Origin of the sequence: Corallococcus sp. CA049B (genome assembly GCF_003611685.1) — a bacterium.
GTDB classification, from domain to species: domain Bacteria; phylum Myxococcota; class Myxococcia; order Myxococcales; family Myxococcaceae; genus Corallococcus; species Corallococcus coralloides.
Genome location: NZ_RAWC01000031.1, coordinates 16,419 through 33,944, shown reverse-complemented (window position 1 = coordinate 33,944; position 17,526 = coordinate 16,419). Strand labels below are relative to the sequence as shown.

At 71.9% G+C, this 17,526-nt stretch carries 8 protein-coding genes; 3 read left to right on the top strand and 5 right to left on the bottom strand.

From position 1 onward, the window contains the following. Positions 1–41 precede the first annotated feature (41 nt). From D7W82_RS10065 to D7W82_RS10055, 3 genes are all read left to right on the top strand, one after another. A complete protein-coding gene (locus D7W82_RS10065; RefSeq protein ID WP_120618132.1) occupies positions 42–908 on the top strand; it encodes an NAD-dependent protein deacetylase in 867 nt (288 codons plus the stop codon). 157 nt (positions 909–1,065) lie between these two features. Beyond that, positions 1,066–3,084 carry a protein kinase gene (locus D7W82_RS10060; RefSeq protein WP_120618131.1) on the top strand — a complete coding sequence of 673 codons (2,019 nt, stop codon included), beginning with the start codon at positions 1,066–1,068 and terminating at the stop codon, positions 3,082–3,084. A 14-nt stretch (positions 3,085–3,098) separates the two neighbouring features. Continuing rightward, positions 3,099–4,640, top strand: a complete 1,542-nt coding sequence (locus D7W82_RS10055; RefSeq protein ID WP_120618130.1) for an adenylate/guanylate cyclase domain-containing protein — start codon at positions 3,099–3,101, stop codon at positions 4,638–4,640. A 3-nt stretch (positions 4,641–4,643) separates the two neighbouring features. Here D7W82_RS10055 and D7W82_RS10050 read toward each other — a convergent pair whose 3' ends face one another. The 5 genes from D7W82_RS10050 to D7W82_RS10030 all read right to left on the bottom strand — a co-directional run bounded on the left by D7W82_RS10050 (position 4,644) and on the right by D7W82_RS10030 (position 17,526). Beyond that, entirely contained in the window at positions 4,644–5,324 is a 681-nt protein-coding gene (locus tag D7W82_RS10050; protein WP_120618129.1) for a Crp/Fnr family transcriptional regulator, read from the bottom strand. A 418-nt stretch (positions 5,325–5,742) separates the two neighbouring features. Further along, positions 5,743–8,181: a penicillin acylase family protein gene (locus tag D7W82_RS10045; RefSeq protein ID WP_120618128.1), complete on the bottom strand. Its 2,439-nt coding sequence runs from the start codon at positions 8,179–8,181 to the stop codon at positions 5,743–5,745. Then, a complete protein-coding gene (locus D7W82_RS10040) occupies positions 8,178–9,581 on the bottom strand; it encodes an MFS transporter (RefSeq protein WP_120618127.1) in 1,404 nt (467 codons plus the stop codon). The genes D7W82_RS10045 and D7W82_RS10040 overlap by 4 nt, the downstream gene beginning before the upstream one ends. Before the next feature lie 93 nt (positions 9,582–9,674). Continuing rightward, positions 9,675–14,210: a type I polyketide synthase gene (locus tag D7W82_RS10035; RefSeq protein WP_158617628.1), complete on the bottom strand. Its 4,536-nt coding sequence runs from the start codon at positions 14,208–14,210 to the stop codon at positions 9,675–9,677. Then, positions 14,203–17,526, bottom strand: a complete 3,324-nt coding sequence (locus D7W82_RS10030; RefSeq protein WP_120618146.1) for a non-ribosomal peptide synthetase — start codon at positions 17,524–17,526, stop codon at positions 14,203–14,205. Before D7W82_RS10030 ends, D7W82_RS10035 begins: the two co-directional genes overlap by 8 nt.

Sequence of the window (17,526 nt, the reverse complement as noted above, 5' to 3'; positions counted from 1 at the left end):
CGCAAGCGAGCGCGAACGGGCCACGTTATACGGAGGGTGGAATGACGCTCCTCACGGACTCCCCTGTCGCCGCCCTCCCGCCGGAGGCCGGCGTGGACGCCCTGGCCAGGCTGCTGCGCGGACGCCGCGTCGTGGTGCTCACCGGCGCCGGAATCAGCACCGAGTCCGGCATCCCCGACTATCGCGGCCCGGAGACGCGCCACAAGGTGCGCAACCCCATCCAGCACCGCGAGTTCCTGCACCAGCCGGAGGTGCGTCAGCGCTACTGGGCGCGCAGCCTGCTGGGCTGGCCGCGCTTCACCACCGCCCGGCCCAACGACGCGCACCTCGCGCTCGTCGCGCTGGAGAAGGCGGGCGTGGTGCCCGGGCTCATCACCCAGAACGTGGACGGCCTGCACCACGCGGCGGGCAGTGAGCGCGTGCTGGAGCTGCACGGCGCGCTGTCGCGGGTGCGCTGCCTGGCGTGTGGCGCGCAGGAGCCTCGCGCGTCGCTCCAGGCGCGGATGCTGGGCCTCAACCCGGACTTCGCGCACACCGTCGTGGAGCTGCGTCCGGACGGCGACGCGGAGCTGTCGCAGGAGGCCGTGGAGGGCTTCCGCGTCCCCGCGTGCACGCGCTGTGGCGGGACGCTGAAGCCGGACGTGGTGTTCTTCGGGGACAACGTCGCGGCGCCGCTGGTGCAGGACGCGTTCGCGCTCGTGGAGGAGGGGGACGCGCTGCTGGTGGTGGGCTCGTCGCTGACGGTCTACTCCGGCTTCCGCTTCGTCACGCGCGCGGCGGAGCGGCACATGCCCATTGGCATCCTCAACATCGGGGAGAGCCGGGGCGACGGGCTCGCGGAGGTGCGCGTGGAGGCGCGAGCGGGGGAGGTATTGCCCCGGCTCGCCCAGGCGCTGACCCGCACCTGACGGTCCTCCTCCCACACCGGGCGTGCAGCCGGGCGGCCCCGGAACTCCGGGCGCGGCACCGAATGGGCACGCCAGGGGAGGGGCCAAGTGTGCCATCATCCCCGGCTTCGCGAGGCACGCGCGCTGTGGCCGTGCCCGGGACGGAGACACAGGGCCGATGGACACCGGGCGCCCGCTGGGCGGCAGGTACGCGCTGGAGCGCAGGATTGGCGGCGGTGGCATGGGCGCCATCTGGCGCGCGGTCGACCTGCAGCTCCAGCGGCACGTGGCCCTCAAGCTCATCGCCTCCGACGTCGTGGCGCGCACGCCGGAGGCCCACCGCCACTTCGAACAGGAGGCCCAGGCCGTGGCCCGGCTGCGCCACCCGCACGTGGTGCAGGTGCACGACTCCGGCGTGGACGGCGGCGTGCCGTACATCGTCATGGAGCTCTTGGAGGGCGAGGACCTGGAGACGCGCCTCACCCAGCAGGGGCGCCTGTCCCCGGCCCGCGTGGCCGCGCTCGTCACGCCGGTGGCCCGGGCGCTGGCGGCGGCGCACGCGGCGGGGCTCGTCCACCGCGACCTGAAGCCCGCCAACCTCTTCCTCGCCCACGTGGACGGGGAGGAGGTGGTGAAGGTGCTCGACTTCGGGCTCGCGCGCTCGCTCGTCCCCACCGGCGCGCCCGCGCAGGCGGAGGGCCTCACCGGCACGCTGCGCTACATGAGCCCGGAGCAGCTGCGCGCGGACCCGGACCTGGACGCGAGAGCGGACCTCTGGTCGCTCGCGGTGGTGCTCTACCGCGCCCTCACCGGCCAGTTCCCCTACGGGGCCGAGTCCGTGGGCGCGCTCCTGCGCGGCGCCTTCCACCCGCCCGCGGTGCCCGTCTCGCAGCTGGTGCCGGAGCTGGGCGCGGGCGGTGACGCCTTCTTCCAGCGCGCCCTGCACCCGGCGCTCGCGCAGCGCTTCACCTCCGCGCGCGAGCTGGCCGCGGCCTTCGTCGCGCTGGTGGAGGCGGGCCGCGCCGCGCAGGCCGCCACGGTGCTGGTGGTGGACGACGAGCCGGACGTGGAGTTGCTCATGCGCCAGCGCTTCCGCCGGCACGTGCGCGACGGCGTCTACCGCTTCGTCTTCGCGCGCGATGGTGAAGAGGCGCTGGAGGCCCTGCGCCAGCACCCGGACACCCACGCGGTGCTGTGCGACCTGAACATGCCGCGCATGGACGGGCTCACCTTCCTGTCGCGCGTGGGGGAGGTGGATCCGCTGGTGAAGGTCGTCATCGTCTCCGCGTACGGTGACCTGCCCAACCTGCGCACGGCGATGAACCGGGGCGCGTTCGACTTCCTCGTGAAGCCGGTGGACCTGGACGACCTGGAGTCCACGCTGGCCAAGACGGTGCGCCACGTGGCGGAGCTGCGCCGCGCGGTGCGCTCCACGGAGGAGAACGCGCTGCTGCGCATGTTCGTGCACGGCGGCATCGTGGACCGGATGCTGCCGCTGGTGCGCGGCCCGGGCGGGCTCGCGGGCGAGCAGGTGGACGCCACGGTGGCCTTCCTGGACGTGGCGGACTTCACCGCCGTCACCCGCAAGCACCCGCCGGAGTCCGCGCTGCGCCGGCTCAACGCCAACTTCGAGGTCATCCTCCCGGAGCTGGAGTCGCGCGGCGGCGTGGTGGACAAGTTCCTGGGCGACGCCGTGATGGCCGTCTTCCAGGGCGAAGGCCACGTGGCGCGCGCGCTGGACGCCTGCCTCGCGGTGAGGCAGCGGCTGCAGGGCCTGGCGTGGAGCGGCGGTGACGCGTCTCCGTATGCCCACGGCGTCTGCATGGGCGTGGACACCGGGCCGGTGCTGTCCGGCAACGTGGGCGCGGCCGGGCGCGGGCGCCTGGACCACACGGTGCTGGGCGACGTGGTGAACACCGCGGCCCGGCTCGCCACCGTGGCCGCGCGCGACCAGGTGCTGGTGAGCGAGACGCTGGCCGCACGGCTCCAGGACGCCTTCGACTGCCGGCTCGCCGGGGACCGCCACCTGCCGGGGCCCGGAGGCCAGTCGCTCGCGGTGCGCGAGGTGGTGGCCCGCCACGGCAGCCAGTCCGAGTCCTCCGCGGACCGCACCTCCGAACAGGTGGCCCCCGCCGTCATGGAAGCACCCGCATCCCCGCCCCGGCCAGGCGCCTTCACGGCCAAGGGGCCCACGTGAAGTCCGTCTAGCGCATGCGCGTCATCCTCAATCCAGGCCAGGTGGATGAACGGGTGGTGATGCTGCCGGAGGGCACCACCACCATCGGCCGCACCGAGGAGAACGGCATCCGCGTGCCGCACCCCAGCCTGTCGCGGCGCCACGCCCGGCTGGAGCGCGCGGGCGGGCGCGTGGTGCTGGTGGACCTGGATAGCAAGAACGGCAGCTTCGTGGGGCCGCACCGCGTGTCGCGCCAGGAGCTGGGCCACGGCCAGTCCTTCCGCTGCGGCGAGGTGTGGTTCCGGCTGGTGTCCCTGGACACGCCGCTGCCGGACGGCTGGGGCCCGCTGCGCACGCAGCCGCTGGAGACGCGCTTCTCCGGCGGGCCCACCATGGAGGCGCTGCTCGACACGCGCTCGCCGGACCGCACCCGCGACAAGCTCCAGGTGCTCCTCAAGGTGGGCCAGATCCTGTCCTCTCCGGGCCCGGTGGACGGGCTGCTGGAGCGCGTGCTCCAGCTCGTCTTTCAAATCTGGGCGGTGGACCGGGCGGCGGTGCTGCTGGTGGACCGCGACACGGGGACGCTGGAGCCGCGTGTGTCCCGTGGCGCGCGGGGTGGGGCGCTGCCGGAGCGCTTCTACAGCCAGCACATCGTGGACTACGTGCACTCGCGCGGCGTGGCGGCCCTCTTCACCGACGCGCAGGACGACGCGCGGCTCGTGGGCGCGGACTCCGTCTTCCGCCAGTCCATCCGCGCCTCGCTCTGCGTGCCCCTGCGCACGCGGGACGCGGTGCTGGGCGTGCTGTACCTGGACAGCCTCAAGCAGGGAGGCCTCTTCACCGACGAGGACCTGGAGTTCCTCACCGCCTTCGCCAACCAGGCCGCCATCGCGTTGGACCACGCGCACCTGGCGCGGCGCCTGGAGGAGGAGGCGGTGCTGCGCAACGCCTACCAGCGCTTCTTCCCGCCGGACGTCGTGCGCCAGCTGAAGGCGCTCAGGGGCGTGCCGCTGGAGGTGCGCGAGGCGAACGTCACCATCCTCTTCTCCGACATCACCGGCTTCACCGCCATGTCCTCGCGCCTCAAGCCCCGGCAGGTGGTGGACATGCTCAACGCGTACTTCCCGGTGATGGCGGACGTCGTCTTCCGCCACGAGGGCACGCTGGAGAAGTACATCGGCGACGCGCTGATGGCCGTGTGGGGCGCCCCCTTCGCCCGGCCGGACGACGCGGAGCGGGCCGTGCGCGCGGCCGTGGAGATGCAGCAGGCCCTGGCGGCCTTCAACGACCGCTGGCGGGCGGAGGGCGTGCCGGAGATTCAAGTCCACATCGGGCTCAACTCCGGTCCGGTGGCCGCGGGCAACATCGGCTCGGAGCGCTACCTCCAGTACGCCACCGTGGGGGACGCCACCAACGTCGCGGCCCGCGTGTGCGGCGTCGCGCGCCCGGGCGAGGTGCTGATGACGGACGCCACGCGGGCCCTGCTGGACGCGGGCGCCTTCGCGCTGGAGCCGCTGGCCCCGGTGCGGGTGAAGGGCCGCGACGAGCCCCTGTCCCTCTTCCGCGTGCGCGGCTGACGGCTACTCGGCGTCCTGGCCCAGCCGCTCCGGCTGGAGGAGGATGATCTGCCCGCCCTCGAAGCTGAGCATCCCCTCGCGCACGTAGTAGCGCAGCCACTTGTTGACGCTCTCGCGGGTGACGCCGCACAGGTTGGCCAGCTCCGACTGCGTGAGCTTCGGGGTGATGGACAGCCCTTCGGGGGACTGCTTCCCCTGCGTCTTCGCCAGCTCCAGCAGCACCCGCACCAGCCGGCTTCGCGCGTCCAGGAACGCTGAGTCGTACACGAGCTGCGTCGTGCGCCGCACCAGCCGGCTCATGTTCGCCAGGAGCGCCAGGCTCACCTGCGGCCGCGTCTCCAGGTAGCGCCGGAAGTCGTCGCGCTGGAGCGTCAGGAGGTGCGCCTCCTCGCGCGCCATCGCGTCCGTGGAGCGCATCTCGCCGTCCAGCAGCGACAGCTCTCCGAAGGCGTCCCCCCGGTCCAGCAGCGCCAGGGTGATTTCGCGCCCCTCGCTGGAGGAGAGCCGGATGGCCACCTGCCCGCGCCGGATGATGAACAGCGCGGTGCCCACGTCCCCCCGATGGAAGATGACCTCCCCCCTCGCGAAGCGCCGGGGCTGGAGGAGCGACGACATGGTCTCCAGGTCCTCCCGGCCGAGGCTTTCGAACATGGGGATTTCGGCCAGCAGCTGCGCGTAGGACATGGGGGGACCGTCATTCTGCCCGGAATCCCTGGATGCAGGTAGGGAAGCCTCCCATCCAGGTCCGGCGGACAAGTCCGGCGGGTGTGAACGCCTTCACAGCGGGCTTGTGGGCCGCTTCACAGATCGAAACAGGGGCTCCCGGTACTGTTCCTTCATCGCAGCACGGGAAGCAGGGGGGCCCGCGCAGCAGCAACACGGTGAGTCAGGGAGTCGGGGGACTTCTTAGCTCACCGCGGCATGCGCGGGAAATGAGGGGGACCGCAGGGGCTGGCACATAGAAGGGGGAAGCGTCGAGTTTCTGAGGGGGAACTCGACGCGAATACGAGTGCCGGCTCCCGCTGGAGCCTGAAAGCAATGGAACCCGGGCCTGAAGGCCTGTCGCTCCGGGGGGAGTGACGGCCTTCAAGTCCGGGTTGTTTTATTTGGCCACCAGGGCCACCGCGGGCGTGAGCGTCAGCGTGGCCTCGCGGTGCTGCTCCACGGCCTGGCGCGTGTGGAGCATGGGGTGGAACTCCACCTTGCGGTTGAGCTCCATCAGGTCGTCGCGGTGCTTGTGGAACAGGTGTTCCGACTGCCCCGGCGAGTGGATGGACACGGAGCGGGACAGGTCCGCCAGGTCCACAATCATCCGCAGCGCGGTGCCGTGGACCACCTTGAACGGGTGGCTCCAGAGGAACGAGGCGCCGTCCACGGAGTAGTTGTCACCCCGGGCCGGCACCGGGCGGCTGTTGAAGACGCGCCGGATGGGGCCGGGGATGGCGGGCCCGCCCAGCAGCTGATGCGCGTAGGTCAGCTGGTGCACCTGGCCCCAGGCCCAGGCCTCCGGCTTCGGGCCGTACGTCTTCACAAGCCACGCGGTGGCCACGCCCAGGGCCGCGCGGAGGATGTCGTCGCGCGTCTCCTGCTCCGGCGTCTTCGGGTCGTCCCACCAGGCGCTGTCCGGCTGGGACATCAGGCCGATGACGAAGGGCATGTGCAGGCTGCCGTGCCGTTCGTACTGGCCCATCAGGTATTGATTCACCAGCGACGGCTCCAGCTTGTGCTGGAGCAGCTTGCGCAGCACTTCGATGTACCAGGCCTGGAACACCGTGGCGCCCACGGCCTCCGGCTCGAAGCGCAGGTCCCACGCCTTCAGCGCGTCCACGGCCTGGCGCTGGGTGTCGTCCGCCGGGAGCGCCGCCGCCAGGAAGTAGGGGCGCAGCGCCTCCGCAGGCAGCGAGTACGTCTGCGCCTGGATGTCCCGCATGGACTCCACGGTGTGCTGCGTGCCTGCTTCAATCAGGTCGGTGATGCGCTTCGCGCGGTAGCCCGGGAACCAGTTGTGCGCGATGAGGTGCGGGTAGTCGTCGGACGTAATCTTGTTGTTCGCCGTGGCCGCGTAGCCCGCGGGCGGGTTGAAGGACGCGGGCAGCTCCTCGAAGGGGATGAAGCCCGTCCACTCGGATTCACCCGTCCAGCCCGGCATGGGGATGAGGCCCTGGTGGCCCTGGCGGAGGGGGATCTTCCCCGTGGCCTGGTAGCCCACGTTGCCGGCCGTGTCCGCGTACACGAAGTTCTGGCCCGGCCCCTCCCAGCACTTCATGGCGGCGCGGAAGGACTCCCAGTCCGCCGCCAGGTTGAGCTTCAGCACGGCGTTGATGAGCGGCTGGCATTCGCGGTGCGCCCACTTGAGCGCCAGGGGCTCGCTGTCCTTCAACTCCTCCGCCATCACCGCGTTCATCAGCGGGCCGTGGCGCGTGCTCTTCACCTCCAGCACCACGGGCGCGCCGCCCTTGACGGGGATCTCCTCGCGGCGCACCTCCAGGTCGTGCCAGACGTCCTGGTAGAGGTACTTCCTGGGCGCCTTCGGGTCGTCCAGCTTCTCGATGTAGAAGTCCTGGGTGTCCGGCCCCAGGTTGGACATGCCCCAGGCCACCTTCCCGTTGTGGCCGACAATCAGCATGGGCACGCCGGGCAGGGAGAAGCCCACGTGCTGGAAGCGTCCGCCGTGCAGGCCGTTCTCGTACCAGGTGGAAGGCATGCTCAACGGGATGTGCACGTCGTTGGCGAGCAGCGGCTGGCCGCTCTTCGTGCGCTGGCCGTGCACCACCCAGTTGTTGCTGCCGGAGACGATGTGGGGGTCGCCCATCACCGCGTCCACGCTGTCCAGGCCGGACATCGCCTTCACGTCCTTGAGGCCCGTCAGGCGCGCCTCCTTGGGGACGATGAGGGGCGTCTCCGGCGCGTTCTGCGGCAGGAGCGCGTTGGCCACGTCCTCGCCCACCGCCGCCACCAGCCGCGCGCGGAAGAGCTCCAGGCGGTGGTTGCCGCCCAGCATCATCGCCAGCAGGTTGCCGCGCGCGAGCGAGTCCACGGGCGTCCAGGGCGTGGGCGTCGTGGCCATCACGGTGAACTCGTAGGGCAGCGGCTCCGCGGCGATGCGCGCGTTGATGCCCGCGCTGTAGGCCTCCAGGATGGCGCGCGCCTCCGGGTCCACCTGCTCCCAGGCTTTTTCGGCCATGTGGCGCAGGCCCATGGTGCGGAAGAACTGATCCGCGGACACGCCCATGGGGCCCAGCAGGGTCGCGAGCCGGCCGTCCACCAGCCGGCGGCTCATCTCCAGCTGCCACAGCCGGTCCTGCCCGTGCACGTAGCCCTGGGCGAAGAAGAGGTCGTGCTCGTCGTTGGCGAAGAGGTGCGGCACGCCCCACGTGTCGCGCAGCACCTCCACCTTGCCGTGCAGGCCGGGCAGGGCGAGCGTGCCCTCCTCGCGCGTCCAGCGGCGGCGGGCGAGCCAGGGGCCCACGCCCGGGGTGGCCACGGCCATGGCGGACGGCAGCATGCGCAGCATGCGCAGGATCTGGGTAACGGCGCTCATGACGCGGAGGCTCCAGCGGTGGGGGCGTTGGGGGCGGCGGTGTCGTCAGGGGTGGCGGGCGGCGTGTCCGGGAGCGCGTCCGGCAGCTCCTTGTCCAGGTTGCGCAGGCGCGGGTTGAGCCACCCGGCCGCGACGTTCGTGAGCGTCAGCAGGCCCAGGACGATGAAGATGACGGCGATGCCGCGCCCCGGACCCACGCCCAGAAGACGGCCCATGGTGCCGGCGAGCGCGCCCCCCTCGCGCATGGCCGGCTCGAAGAGGTCATCCGCGAGCGGCCCCGCGATGAGGGCCGCGAGCGGCGAAACGCAGAGGATGACCATCCGCTTCACGGCGGCGGCGCGGCCCTGGAGGTCCGAGGGAATCTTGCGCTGCCAGATGGACTGGATGCCCGCCATCACGGGCGGCATGGTGAACAGGTAGAGCGCGGCGGCGGTGGCGACCAGCGGCACGCTGGGCGACGGCGCGGCCATGAAGAGCACCACGCCCGAAAACGCATGGAAGCCGAGGATGCCGTACAGCGGGTTCTTGGGGCCGCCCCACACGCCCATGCCAATGCCGCCCAACAGCGCGCCCACGCCCGCGATGGACGCGATGCGGCCCAGCGTGGAGATGTCCGTGAAGGCGAGCACCAGCGGGGTGATCAGCAGCACCACCAGGTCCATGCACAGCACGGCCACGCCGGTGAAGGCCATCAGGGACAAGAGCCCCTTGCGCGCGCTGATGAAGCTCCAGCCCTGCTTCATCTCCGCGAGCAGCGACCCCTTGCCCTGCTGGCCCTCCGCGGAGACGGTGGGCCGCGGGAAGCGGACCATCAGCAGGGTGGTGACGGCGATGAAGAAGCTGCAGACGTCCACCGTCAGCACGCCCATCAGGCCCACGCTGTCGATGAGCGCTCCCGCGATGATGGGGGAGAGGATCTGGCTGGCGCCGCTGGCCACCTCCGCCATGGCGTTGGCGCGGCCCAGGTGCTGCTTGGGCACGATGAGCGTCACGGTGGCGAAGAAGGCCGGCCAGCGGAAGGCGCCGAAGCACGAGCCCAGGGAGACGGGCAGGTAGAAGTGCCAGGTCTCGAGCTTGAACATCCCCCGGTCGCTGGCCACCAACATGCCGAAGATGAGCAGGGTGGTGAAGCCGTTGCCCATGTCCGCCAGCAGCATGGCGCGGCGGCGGTCCCACCGGTCGATGAGCGTCCCCGCGATGGGGGACAGCACCACCATGGGCGCCAGCGCGAAGAAGGACAGCAGCGCGAACTGCGTGGTGGAGCGCGTGTCCAGGAAGACCTTCGCGCCCACGCCGAAGGACGTGAGGCCGGAGCCGAGGATCGAGATGAGCTGGCCGAACCAGGTGATCCAGAAGACCCGCATGGGCTGGGTGATGGTCAGGCGTTGCGCGAGGCTCATTCCACGTCTCTTTCTCCTGGGGGGCAGGAGGGTCAAGGGCCCGCGCACCGTACTACGGGAGTGCGCGCGGGCCCGGCGTTGCAAAGGGGGACTTCAGCTCTGCTCCAGCTCCGCGAGCATGGCTTCCAGGGCTTCGGGGTCGAGCTGACTGGCGCTCGCCTCCACGATGGCCACCGTCATCACCTCCACGGTGGGGGACTCGAAGAGGGCGCGCATGGACAGCTCGACCTGGAAGGCCTCGCGGATGCGCGACAGCAGCTGCACGCCCAGGAGCGAGTGGCCGCCCAGTTCGAAGAAGTTGTCGGTGATGCCCACCGACTCCACGCCCAGCAGGTCCTGCCAGAGCGCGGCGACCTTCTCCTCGGTCTCGTCGCGCGGGGCGACGAAGGCGTTGGCCAGCGGGGGACGCGGGTGCTTGCCGCTGCCGCTTCCACCCGGGCGGGAGGTGGCGGCACCGTCGCGAGCCACCTGCCGCCGCGCCTCCAGCGACCCGAGCGACGCGAGGAAGCGCCCACCGGTGGGCTGGGTGAGCAGCGCGCTCAGGAGGCGGAAGCCCTCGGCGGGGGGGATGACGGCGTCGGGCCGGAAGCCCTCGCCCACGCCCCACACGTCCCAGTCCACGGTGTACCAGCGGGTGCCACCCAGCCGGGCCTGCCGCGCCGCCACCGCGTCCATGCAGGCGTGCGCCGCCGCCACCGCGCTGACCGCCATGCCGCCCAGCACCACGGTGAGGGAGGACTGCACCACGACGAAGTCCGGCTGCCGTGACGCCAGCGCCTCCGCCAGCTGCGTAAGGCCTCCGAAGCGGCCGGACAGCAGCGGGGTGGTGGCCTCCGGCGTGGCCTCGGCCACGGAGATGCGGGTGGCCATGCCGCCGTCGCCGGCCGCGTAGAAGACGCCGTCGATGCGGCCGAACTTCGCCTCCGCGACCTGGAGCGCCTTGTCGAGCTGACCCGGTACGCCCGCGTCCGCGCGCAGCGCCAGGACCTGCGCGCCCGAGCTTTCCAGCGCGCGCATGCGGTCAATGGCCCTGGACGTCGCGTCCTGCGCGTCATGGCCCGCGCGCCACGCGTCCCATTCGCCGGGTGCGGGGAGCGTGCGGCGCGACAGCAGCACGAGCTTCGGCTTCACCGCCTCCGTGAGCTGCTCCGCGAGCGCGAGCCCCACGCGGCCCAGGCCACCGACGATGACGTAGACCCCGCCGTCCTTGAGTCCGGCCTGTTCCGTGGGGGCAGGGACTTCGAGGGTTTCGAACGCCTCGACGTGGCGGTAGGGGCCGCGCAGCGCGACCACCGGGTCCTTGCCTGCGGCCAGCTCCGTCACCAGCCGCTCCAGCCACGGACCCGACGCGGACTCTTCCGGCGCGGGCCAGGTGACGTCGACGGCGCGCACGGTGAGGCCGGGGTACTCCTGGGGCAGCACACGGCTGGCACCGACCGCGGCCGCCTGCCAGGGCAGCAGCGGCTCCTCGCCCGTGACGTCCTGGGCGCCGGTGGTCACCACGTCCAGCGTCACGGGCGTCTTCGCCGCGCCCGGGCCCACGGCCTTCGCCAGCGCGAGCAGCCCGTGGAACGAAGTCGCGAGCCCCGAGTCCACATCGCGCGGCTCCTTCACCAACGGCCACAGGTACGCGATGTGCGCGGGCGTCCAGTCCTCACCGCGCAGGCGCTCCAGCTGCTCGCCCAGCGCTTCCGGAGACGACGGATCCACGGCGAAGCGCTTCGTCACCGGATCCGACGCGCCCTGTCCCGCGACGAGCGACACCACGTCCGCGCCCGCCTGGCGCAGCCGCTCCGCCACGCGCGAGGCCACCGGCGTGTCCGCCTCCAGCACCAGCCAACGCTGGCCGGACAGCGACGGCACCCGCGGAGACGCGCGCGTGCGCGGCCATGCCGGGACGGTCAGCTCCACGCCCTGGGTCGTCACGGTCCGCGCGGCGGCGGCGCGAGGCAGCGCGGGCGGCGGACCCTTGAGCAGGTCGTAGCGCTCGCGCTGGAAGGGGTAGGCGGGCAGGGGGATGCGGCGGCGGGCCTCGCCCTTGTAGACGCGGCCGGCGGTCGTCTTCGCGCCCGCGAGCCACAGCTTCGCGAACGCGTCCGCGGCGTGCGTGAGCGCGTCCTGCTGGGCGTCGCGCGGCGCGGGCAGCGTCGTGAGGATGGCCGGGAAGGTGCCTTCCTGCGCGTTGCGGCGCACCAGCGTGGCCAGCGCGTTGCCGGGACCGACCTCCAGGAAGACGTGCTCGGGGTCGTTCAACAGCAGCGTCGCCGAGTCCTGGAAGCGCACGGCGTCGCGCAGGTGCCGGGCCCAGTACGCCGGGCTCACCGCGTCCTCGCGCGTCACCCAGGTGCCGGTGACGTTGGACAGGTAGAGGTCCTTCGGCTCCTTGCGAGCGACCTTCGCCACCGCCTGGCGGAACTCCTCCACGATGGGGTCCATCATGTGGGAGTGGAACGCGTGCGACGTGTGCAGCCGCGACACCTCCACCTTTTGGGCCTCCAGCTTCGCCTGGAGCGCGTCCACCGCATCGGTGGGGCCCGCCACGACGGTGAAGCCCGGCGCGTTCACGGCCGCCACGGAGATGCGCGCGTCCATCAGCGGCGCCAGCGCCTCCGGCGTCATCCGCACGGACAGCATGGAGCCCGAGGGCAGCGACTGCATCAACCGGCCACGCGTGGCCACCAGCGCCAGCGCGTCGTCCAGGCTGAACACGCCCGACAGGCACGCGGCCACGTACTCACCGATGCTGTGGCCCACCATCGCCTGCGGCGTCACGCCCCACGACGCCCACAGCTTCGCCAGCGCGTACTCGATGACGAACAACGCGGGCTGCGTGAGGGACGTCTGCTTGAGCTGCTCCGTCGCCTTCTCGCGCCCGTCCGTGGGCGGGTAGAGCACGGTGCGCAGGTCCAGGCCCAGGTGCGGCTTCAGCTTCTCCGCGCAGGCGTCCACCTCCGCGCGGAAGACGGGCTCCTGCTCGTAGAGGCCCCGGCCCATGTCCACGTACTGCGAACCCTGGCCGGAGAAGAGGAACACCACGGGCCGGCGCGTGTTGGTGCCGGAGCCGCCCAAGAGCCGCCGAGCGTCCCGCAGCGCCGCCTTCGCGTCCGCCACGTCCTTCACCACCACCGCGCGTCGGTGCTCGTGCGCGTGGCGTCCCACCTGGAGCGTGTAGGCCATGTCCGCCAGGGACACGTTCGGGTTCGCGTCCAGGTGCGCGGCCAGCCGCTCCGTCGCCGCGTCCAATGCGGCGGGCGTGCGGGCGGACAGGGGCAGCACGTGCCACGCGCGTTTGGACGGAGCGGGGGCGGCCGGCTTCGGGGCCTCTTCGAGGATGACGTGCGTGTTGGTGCCGCCGATGCCGAAGGCGCTCACGCCCGCGCGGCGCGGCCCGTTCGGGGACGTCCACGGCCGGGGCTGCGAGGGCACGAAGAAGGGGCCCGCGTCGAAGTCGATGACGGGGTTGGGCTGCTGGAAGTGGGGGCTCGCGGGGATCTCGCCGTGCTCCATGGCGAGCACCGTCTTCACCACGCCCGCGATGCCTGCCGCCGCGTCCAGGTGGCCGATGGCCGCCTTGAGCGAGCCCAGCGCCACGCGCTTCTGGCCCGTCTCCTTGCCGCCGAAGGCCTGGTTGAGCGCGGCCACTTCAATCGGGTCGCCCAGCGGGGTGCCCGTCGCGTGGGCCTCCACGTACTGGATGTCCTCCGGCGTGACGCCGGAGATGGCCAGCGCCTCCGCGATGACCGCGGCCTGGCCCTCCACGCTGGGCGCGGTGAAGCCCACCTTGCCCGCGCCGTCGTTGTTCACCGCCGTGCCCAGGAGCACGCCGTGGATGGTGTCGCCGTCCTTCAGCGCGTCCGACAGGCGCTTGAGCACCACCACCGCCGCGCCCGCGCCGCGCACGGTGCCGTTGGCCTTCGCGTCGAACGCGCGGCAGTAGCCGTCCGGCGAGAAGATCATCCCCTCCTGGTAGAGGTAGCCCGCCGTCTGCGGGAAGGACACGGACGAGCCGCCCGCGAGCGCCATGTCGCTCTCGCCGGACAGCAGGCTCTGGCACGCCAGGTGGAGCGCCACCAGCGAGCTGGAGCACGCCGTCTGCACCGTCGCGGAGGGTCCGCGCAGGCCCAGCCGGTGGGACACGCGCGTGGCCACGTAGTCCTTGTCGTTGGCCAGCATCACGCCGAACGAACCCGCCGCGTCCATCAGGTCCGGCTGCCGCATCAGCGCGCGCAGCAGGTACGAGCTCAGGCTCACGCTCGCGTAGACGGCCACCGCGCCCTTGAAGCGGCCCGGGTCGTAGCCGGCGTTGTCCAGCGACTCCCACGCGCACTCCATGAAGATGCGCTGCTGGGGGTCCATCAGCTCCGCCTCGCGCGGGCTGTAGCCGAAGAGGCCCGCGTCGAACTCCGTGGCGCCCTCCAGCACGTAGCTGGAGCGCACCCACTGCGGATGGGCGCGCAGGGCCTGGGGAACGCCCGCGTCGTCCAGCTCCGCGTCCGTGGGCACGCGGCGCGCGTCACCGCCACGGCGGAGCATCTCCCAGAAGCCCTCCAGCGTCCGCGCGCCGGGGAAGCGGCCCGACAGGCCGACGATCGCGATGCGCTCCTCGCCACCACCCACTGCGTCACTCATCCGCGTCTCCATCCGTTTCCACCCGACCGCGCGAGGCCCCCGCGCGGCGGTTGACCGTGCGTCGCGCCTCGGCACGGGAGCGGCCCGCCTGCGCCGCGTCCTCCGAGGGCGTGTCCTCCCGGCGCGACAGCCGCGCCGCCAGTGCCCGCACGGTGGGGTACTGGAAGAGGTCCGTGAGCGCCAGCGTCACGCCGAGCTCCGCCGTCAACCGGCGGTGGAGCTGGAGCGCGAGCAGCGAGTTTCCACCCAGCTCGAAGAAGGGGTCGTCCAGGCCCACCCGCTCCACGTGGAGCAGGTCCTTCCACGCCTGGGCGATCTGCTGCTCGATGGCCGTCCCCGGCGCCACGAAGGGCCGCGACGGATCCGCGCCACCGGCCTCCGGCGCGGGCAGCGCCTTGCGGTCCGCCTTGCCGTTGGGGCTGAGCGGCATGCGCTCCAGCACCACGATGTTGGACGGGACCATGTACTCGGGCAGCCGCTCCAGCAGGTACGTACGCAGCGCCGCGCCCTCCGGCTTCGCGTCCTTGCCGGTGACGTAGGCCACCAGCCGCTTCTGGCCCGGCCGGTCCTCGCGCGCGAGCACCACCGCCTGCCGCACCGTGGGGTGCTTCTCCAGCGAGGACTCAATCTCTCCCAGCTCGATGCGCAGGCCGCGGATCTTCACCTGGAAGTCCGCGCGGCCCAGGTACTCGATTTCACCGTCCGGCAGCCACCGCGCCACGTCGCCCGTGCGGTACATGCGCGCGCCCGGCACCGTCGCGTACGGATCCGGGATGAAGCGCTCGGCCGTCAGCGAGGGCCGCGCCAGGTAGCCGCGCCCCACCTGCACGCCGCCGATGTACAGCTCGCCCGCCGCGCCCTGCGGCACCGGCTGGAGCTCCGCGTCCAGGATGCGAATCTGGGTGTTGTCCACCGGCCGGCCAATGGGCACGGAGCGGCGGCCGTCGTTCGCCTGGCACGTGTGGAACGTCACGTCCACCGCGGCCTCGGTGGGGCCGTAGAGGTTGTGCAGCCCCGCGCCGGGCAGCGTGCGCAGGCACAGCTCCTTCAGCTCCAGGGGCAGCGCTTCACCGCTGCACACCACGCGCTTCAGCGACGTGCACTCCGCCACGCCCGGCTCGTCCAGGAAGGCCTGGAGCATGGACGGCACGAAGTGCAACGTGGTGACGGACGCGGAGGCAATCAGCGACTTGAGGTAGCCCGGGTCCTGGTGCCCGCCGGGCTTCGCGACCACCAGCTTCGCGCCCGTCATCAGCGGCCAGAAGAACTCCCAGACGGACACGTCGAAGCTGAACGGCGTCTTCTGCAGCACCGTGTCCGAAGGCGTGAGCCGGTAGGCGGACTGCATCCACAGCAGGCGGTTCACCACCGGGCCGTGCGCGTTCATCGCGCCCTTGGGGCGGCCCGTGCTGCCGGACGTGAAGATGATGTACGCCAGCGAGTCCGGCGTCGCCGTGGGCGCGGGCGCGGTGGTGGGCTCGCGGGCAATCTCCTCCCAGCCCGTGTCCAGCTTCACCACCTTCGCGCCCGACGACGGCAGCCGCGCCAACAGCCGCTCCTGCACCAGCAGCACCGGCGGACGCGCATCCTCCAGCATCCAGCCCAGGCGCTCCTGCGGGTAGCCGGGGTCCAGCGGCACGTAGGCGCCGCCCGCCTTCAGCGTGCCCAGGAGGCCCACCACCATCTCCAGCGAGCGCTCCACGCACAAACCCACGCGGACTTCCGGCCCCACGCCGTGCTTGCGCAGCGCGTGCGCCAACTGGTTCGCGCGGGCGTCCAGCTCGCGGTAGGTGAGGCGGCTGCCCTCGAACTCCAGGGCCACGGCGTCCGGCGTGCGCGACACCTGCGCCTCGATGAGCGACGTGAGCGTCGCGTCCTTCGGGTGCGTGACGGCGGTGTCGTTCCAGTCCTTCAGCACGCGCTGACGCTCGGCGGGAGGCAGCAGCGGCAGGCGGGAGATGGGCACGTCCGGCCGAGCGACGATGCCTTCGAGCAGCGTCAGGTAGTGGCCCAGCAGCCGCTCCGCGGTGGAGCGCTCGAAGAGGTCGGTGCTGTACTCGGCGATGACGCGCAGGCCCTGCGGCAGGTCCACCAGCAGCAGGGACAGGTCGTACTTCGTCGTGCCGGTGTCCACCGGCTTCGCCTCCATCACCACGCCCGGGGCCTCCAGGGCCGGCATGGGCGCGTTCTGCAGGACGAACATCACCTGGAAGATGGGCGAGTGGCTGAGGTGCCGCTCCGGCTTGAGCGCATCCACCAGCCGCTCGAAGGGGATGTCCTGGTGCGCGTACGCGTCCAGCGTGGACTCGTGCACGCGGTTCAGCAGCTCCTTGAACGTGGGCTTGCCGGACAGGTCCGAGCGCAGCGCCAGCATGTTCACGAACAGGCCGATGAGCCCTTCCACCTCCGCGCGAGGACGGCCCGCGATGGGCGTGCCCACCACGATGTCGTCCTGGCCCGTGTAGCGGGACAGGAGCACGTTGAAGGCGGACAGCAGCGTGACGAAGAGCGTGCGGCCCTCGCGCTGGCCCAGCGCCTTGAGCGCCTGGGTGAGGGCGGGGGACAGGTGCATCACCTGCCGCTCGCCCTTGGAGCTCATCAGCGCCGGACGCGGCTTGTCCTGCGGCAGCTCCAGCAGCGCGTTCGGGTTGAGGCGGTTCTTCCAGTAGGTGAGCTGGCGCTCCAGCTCCGCGCCCTGGAGCCACTCCTTCTGCCACGCCGCCCAGTCCGCGTACTGCAAGGGCAGGGGCTTGAGCGGCGAGGGCTGACCCTCCAGGCAGGCTCGATAGAGCACGGCGAGCTCATGCACGAGCACGCCCATGGACCAGCCGTCGGAGACGATGTGGTGCTGATCCACCAGCAGCACCTGCTCCCCGTTGCCCAGGAGCATCAGCACCGCGCGCAACAGCGGCCCCTGCTCCAGGCTGAACGGCTGCTGCGCGAGCGTGACGACGCGCCGCTGGGCTTCCGCCTCGCGCTCCGTCACCGGCAGCCCCTGGAGGTCCATCACCTCCAGCGGCACTTCACCCGTGGAGGCGATGACCTGCACGCCGCCGCCTTCGCGCTCCTGGAAGGTGGTGCGCAGCGTGTCGTGCCGCTCCACCAGCAGGGCCAGGGCGCGGCGCAGCGCGTCCGTGTCCACGGTGCCCGTCAGTCGCACCGCGGTGGGCATGTGGAACGCCGCGCTGCCGGGGCTCCACTTGTCCAGGAACCACATCCGCTCCTGCGCGAAGGACAGGGGCGCCTGCTTCGAGGCAGGGCGCGACTTGTCCTTCAGGAGCTGGGCCAGGCGTGCTCGCTTCTCTTCGGGCGTCAT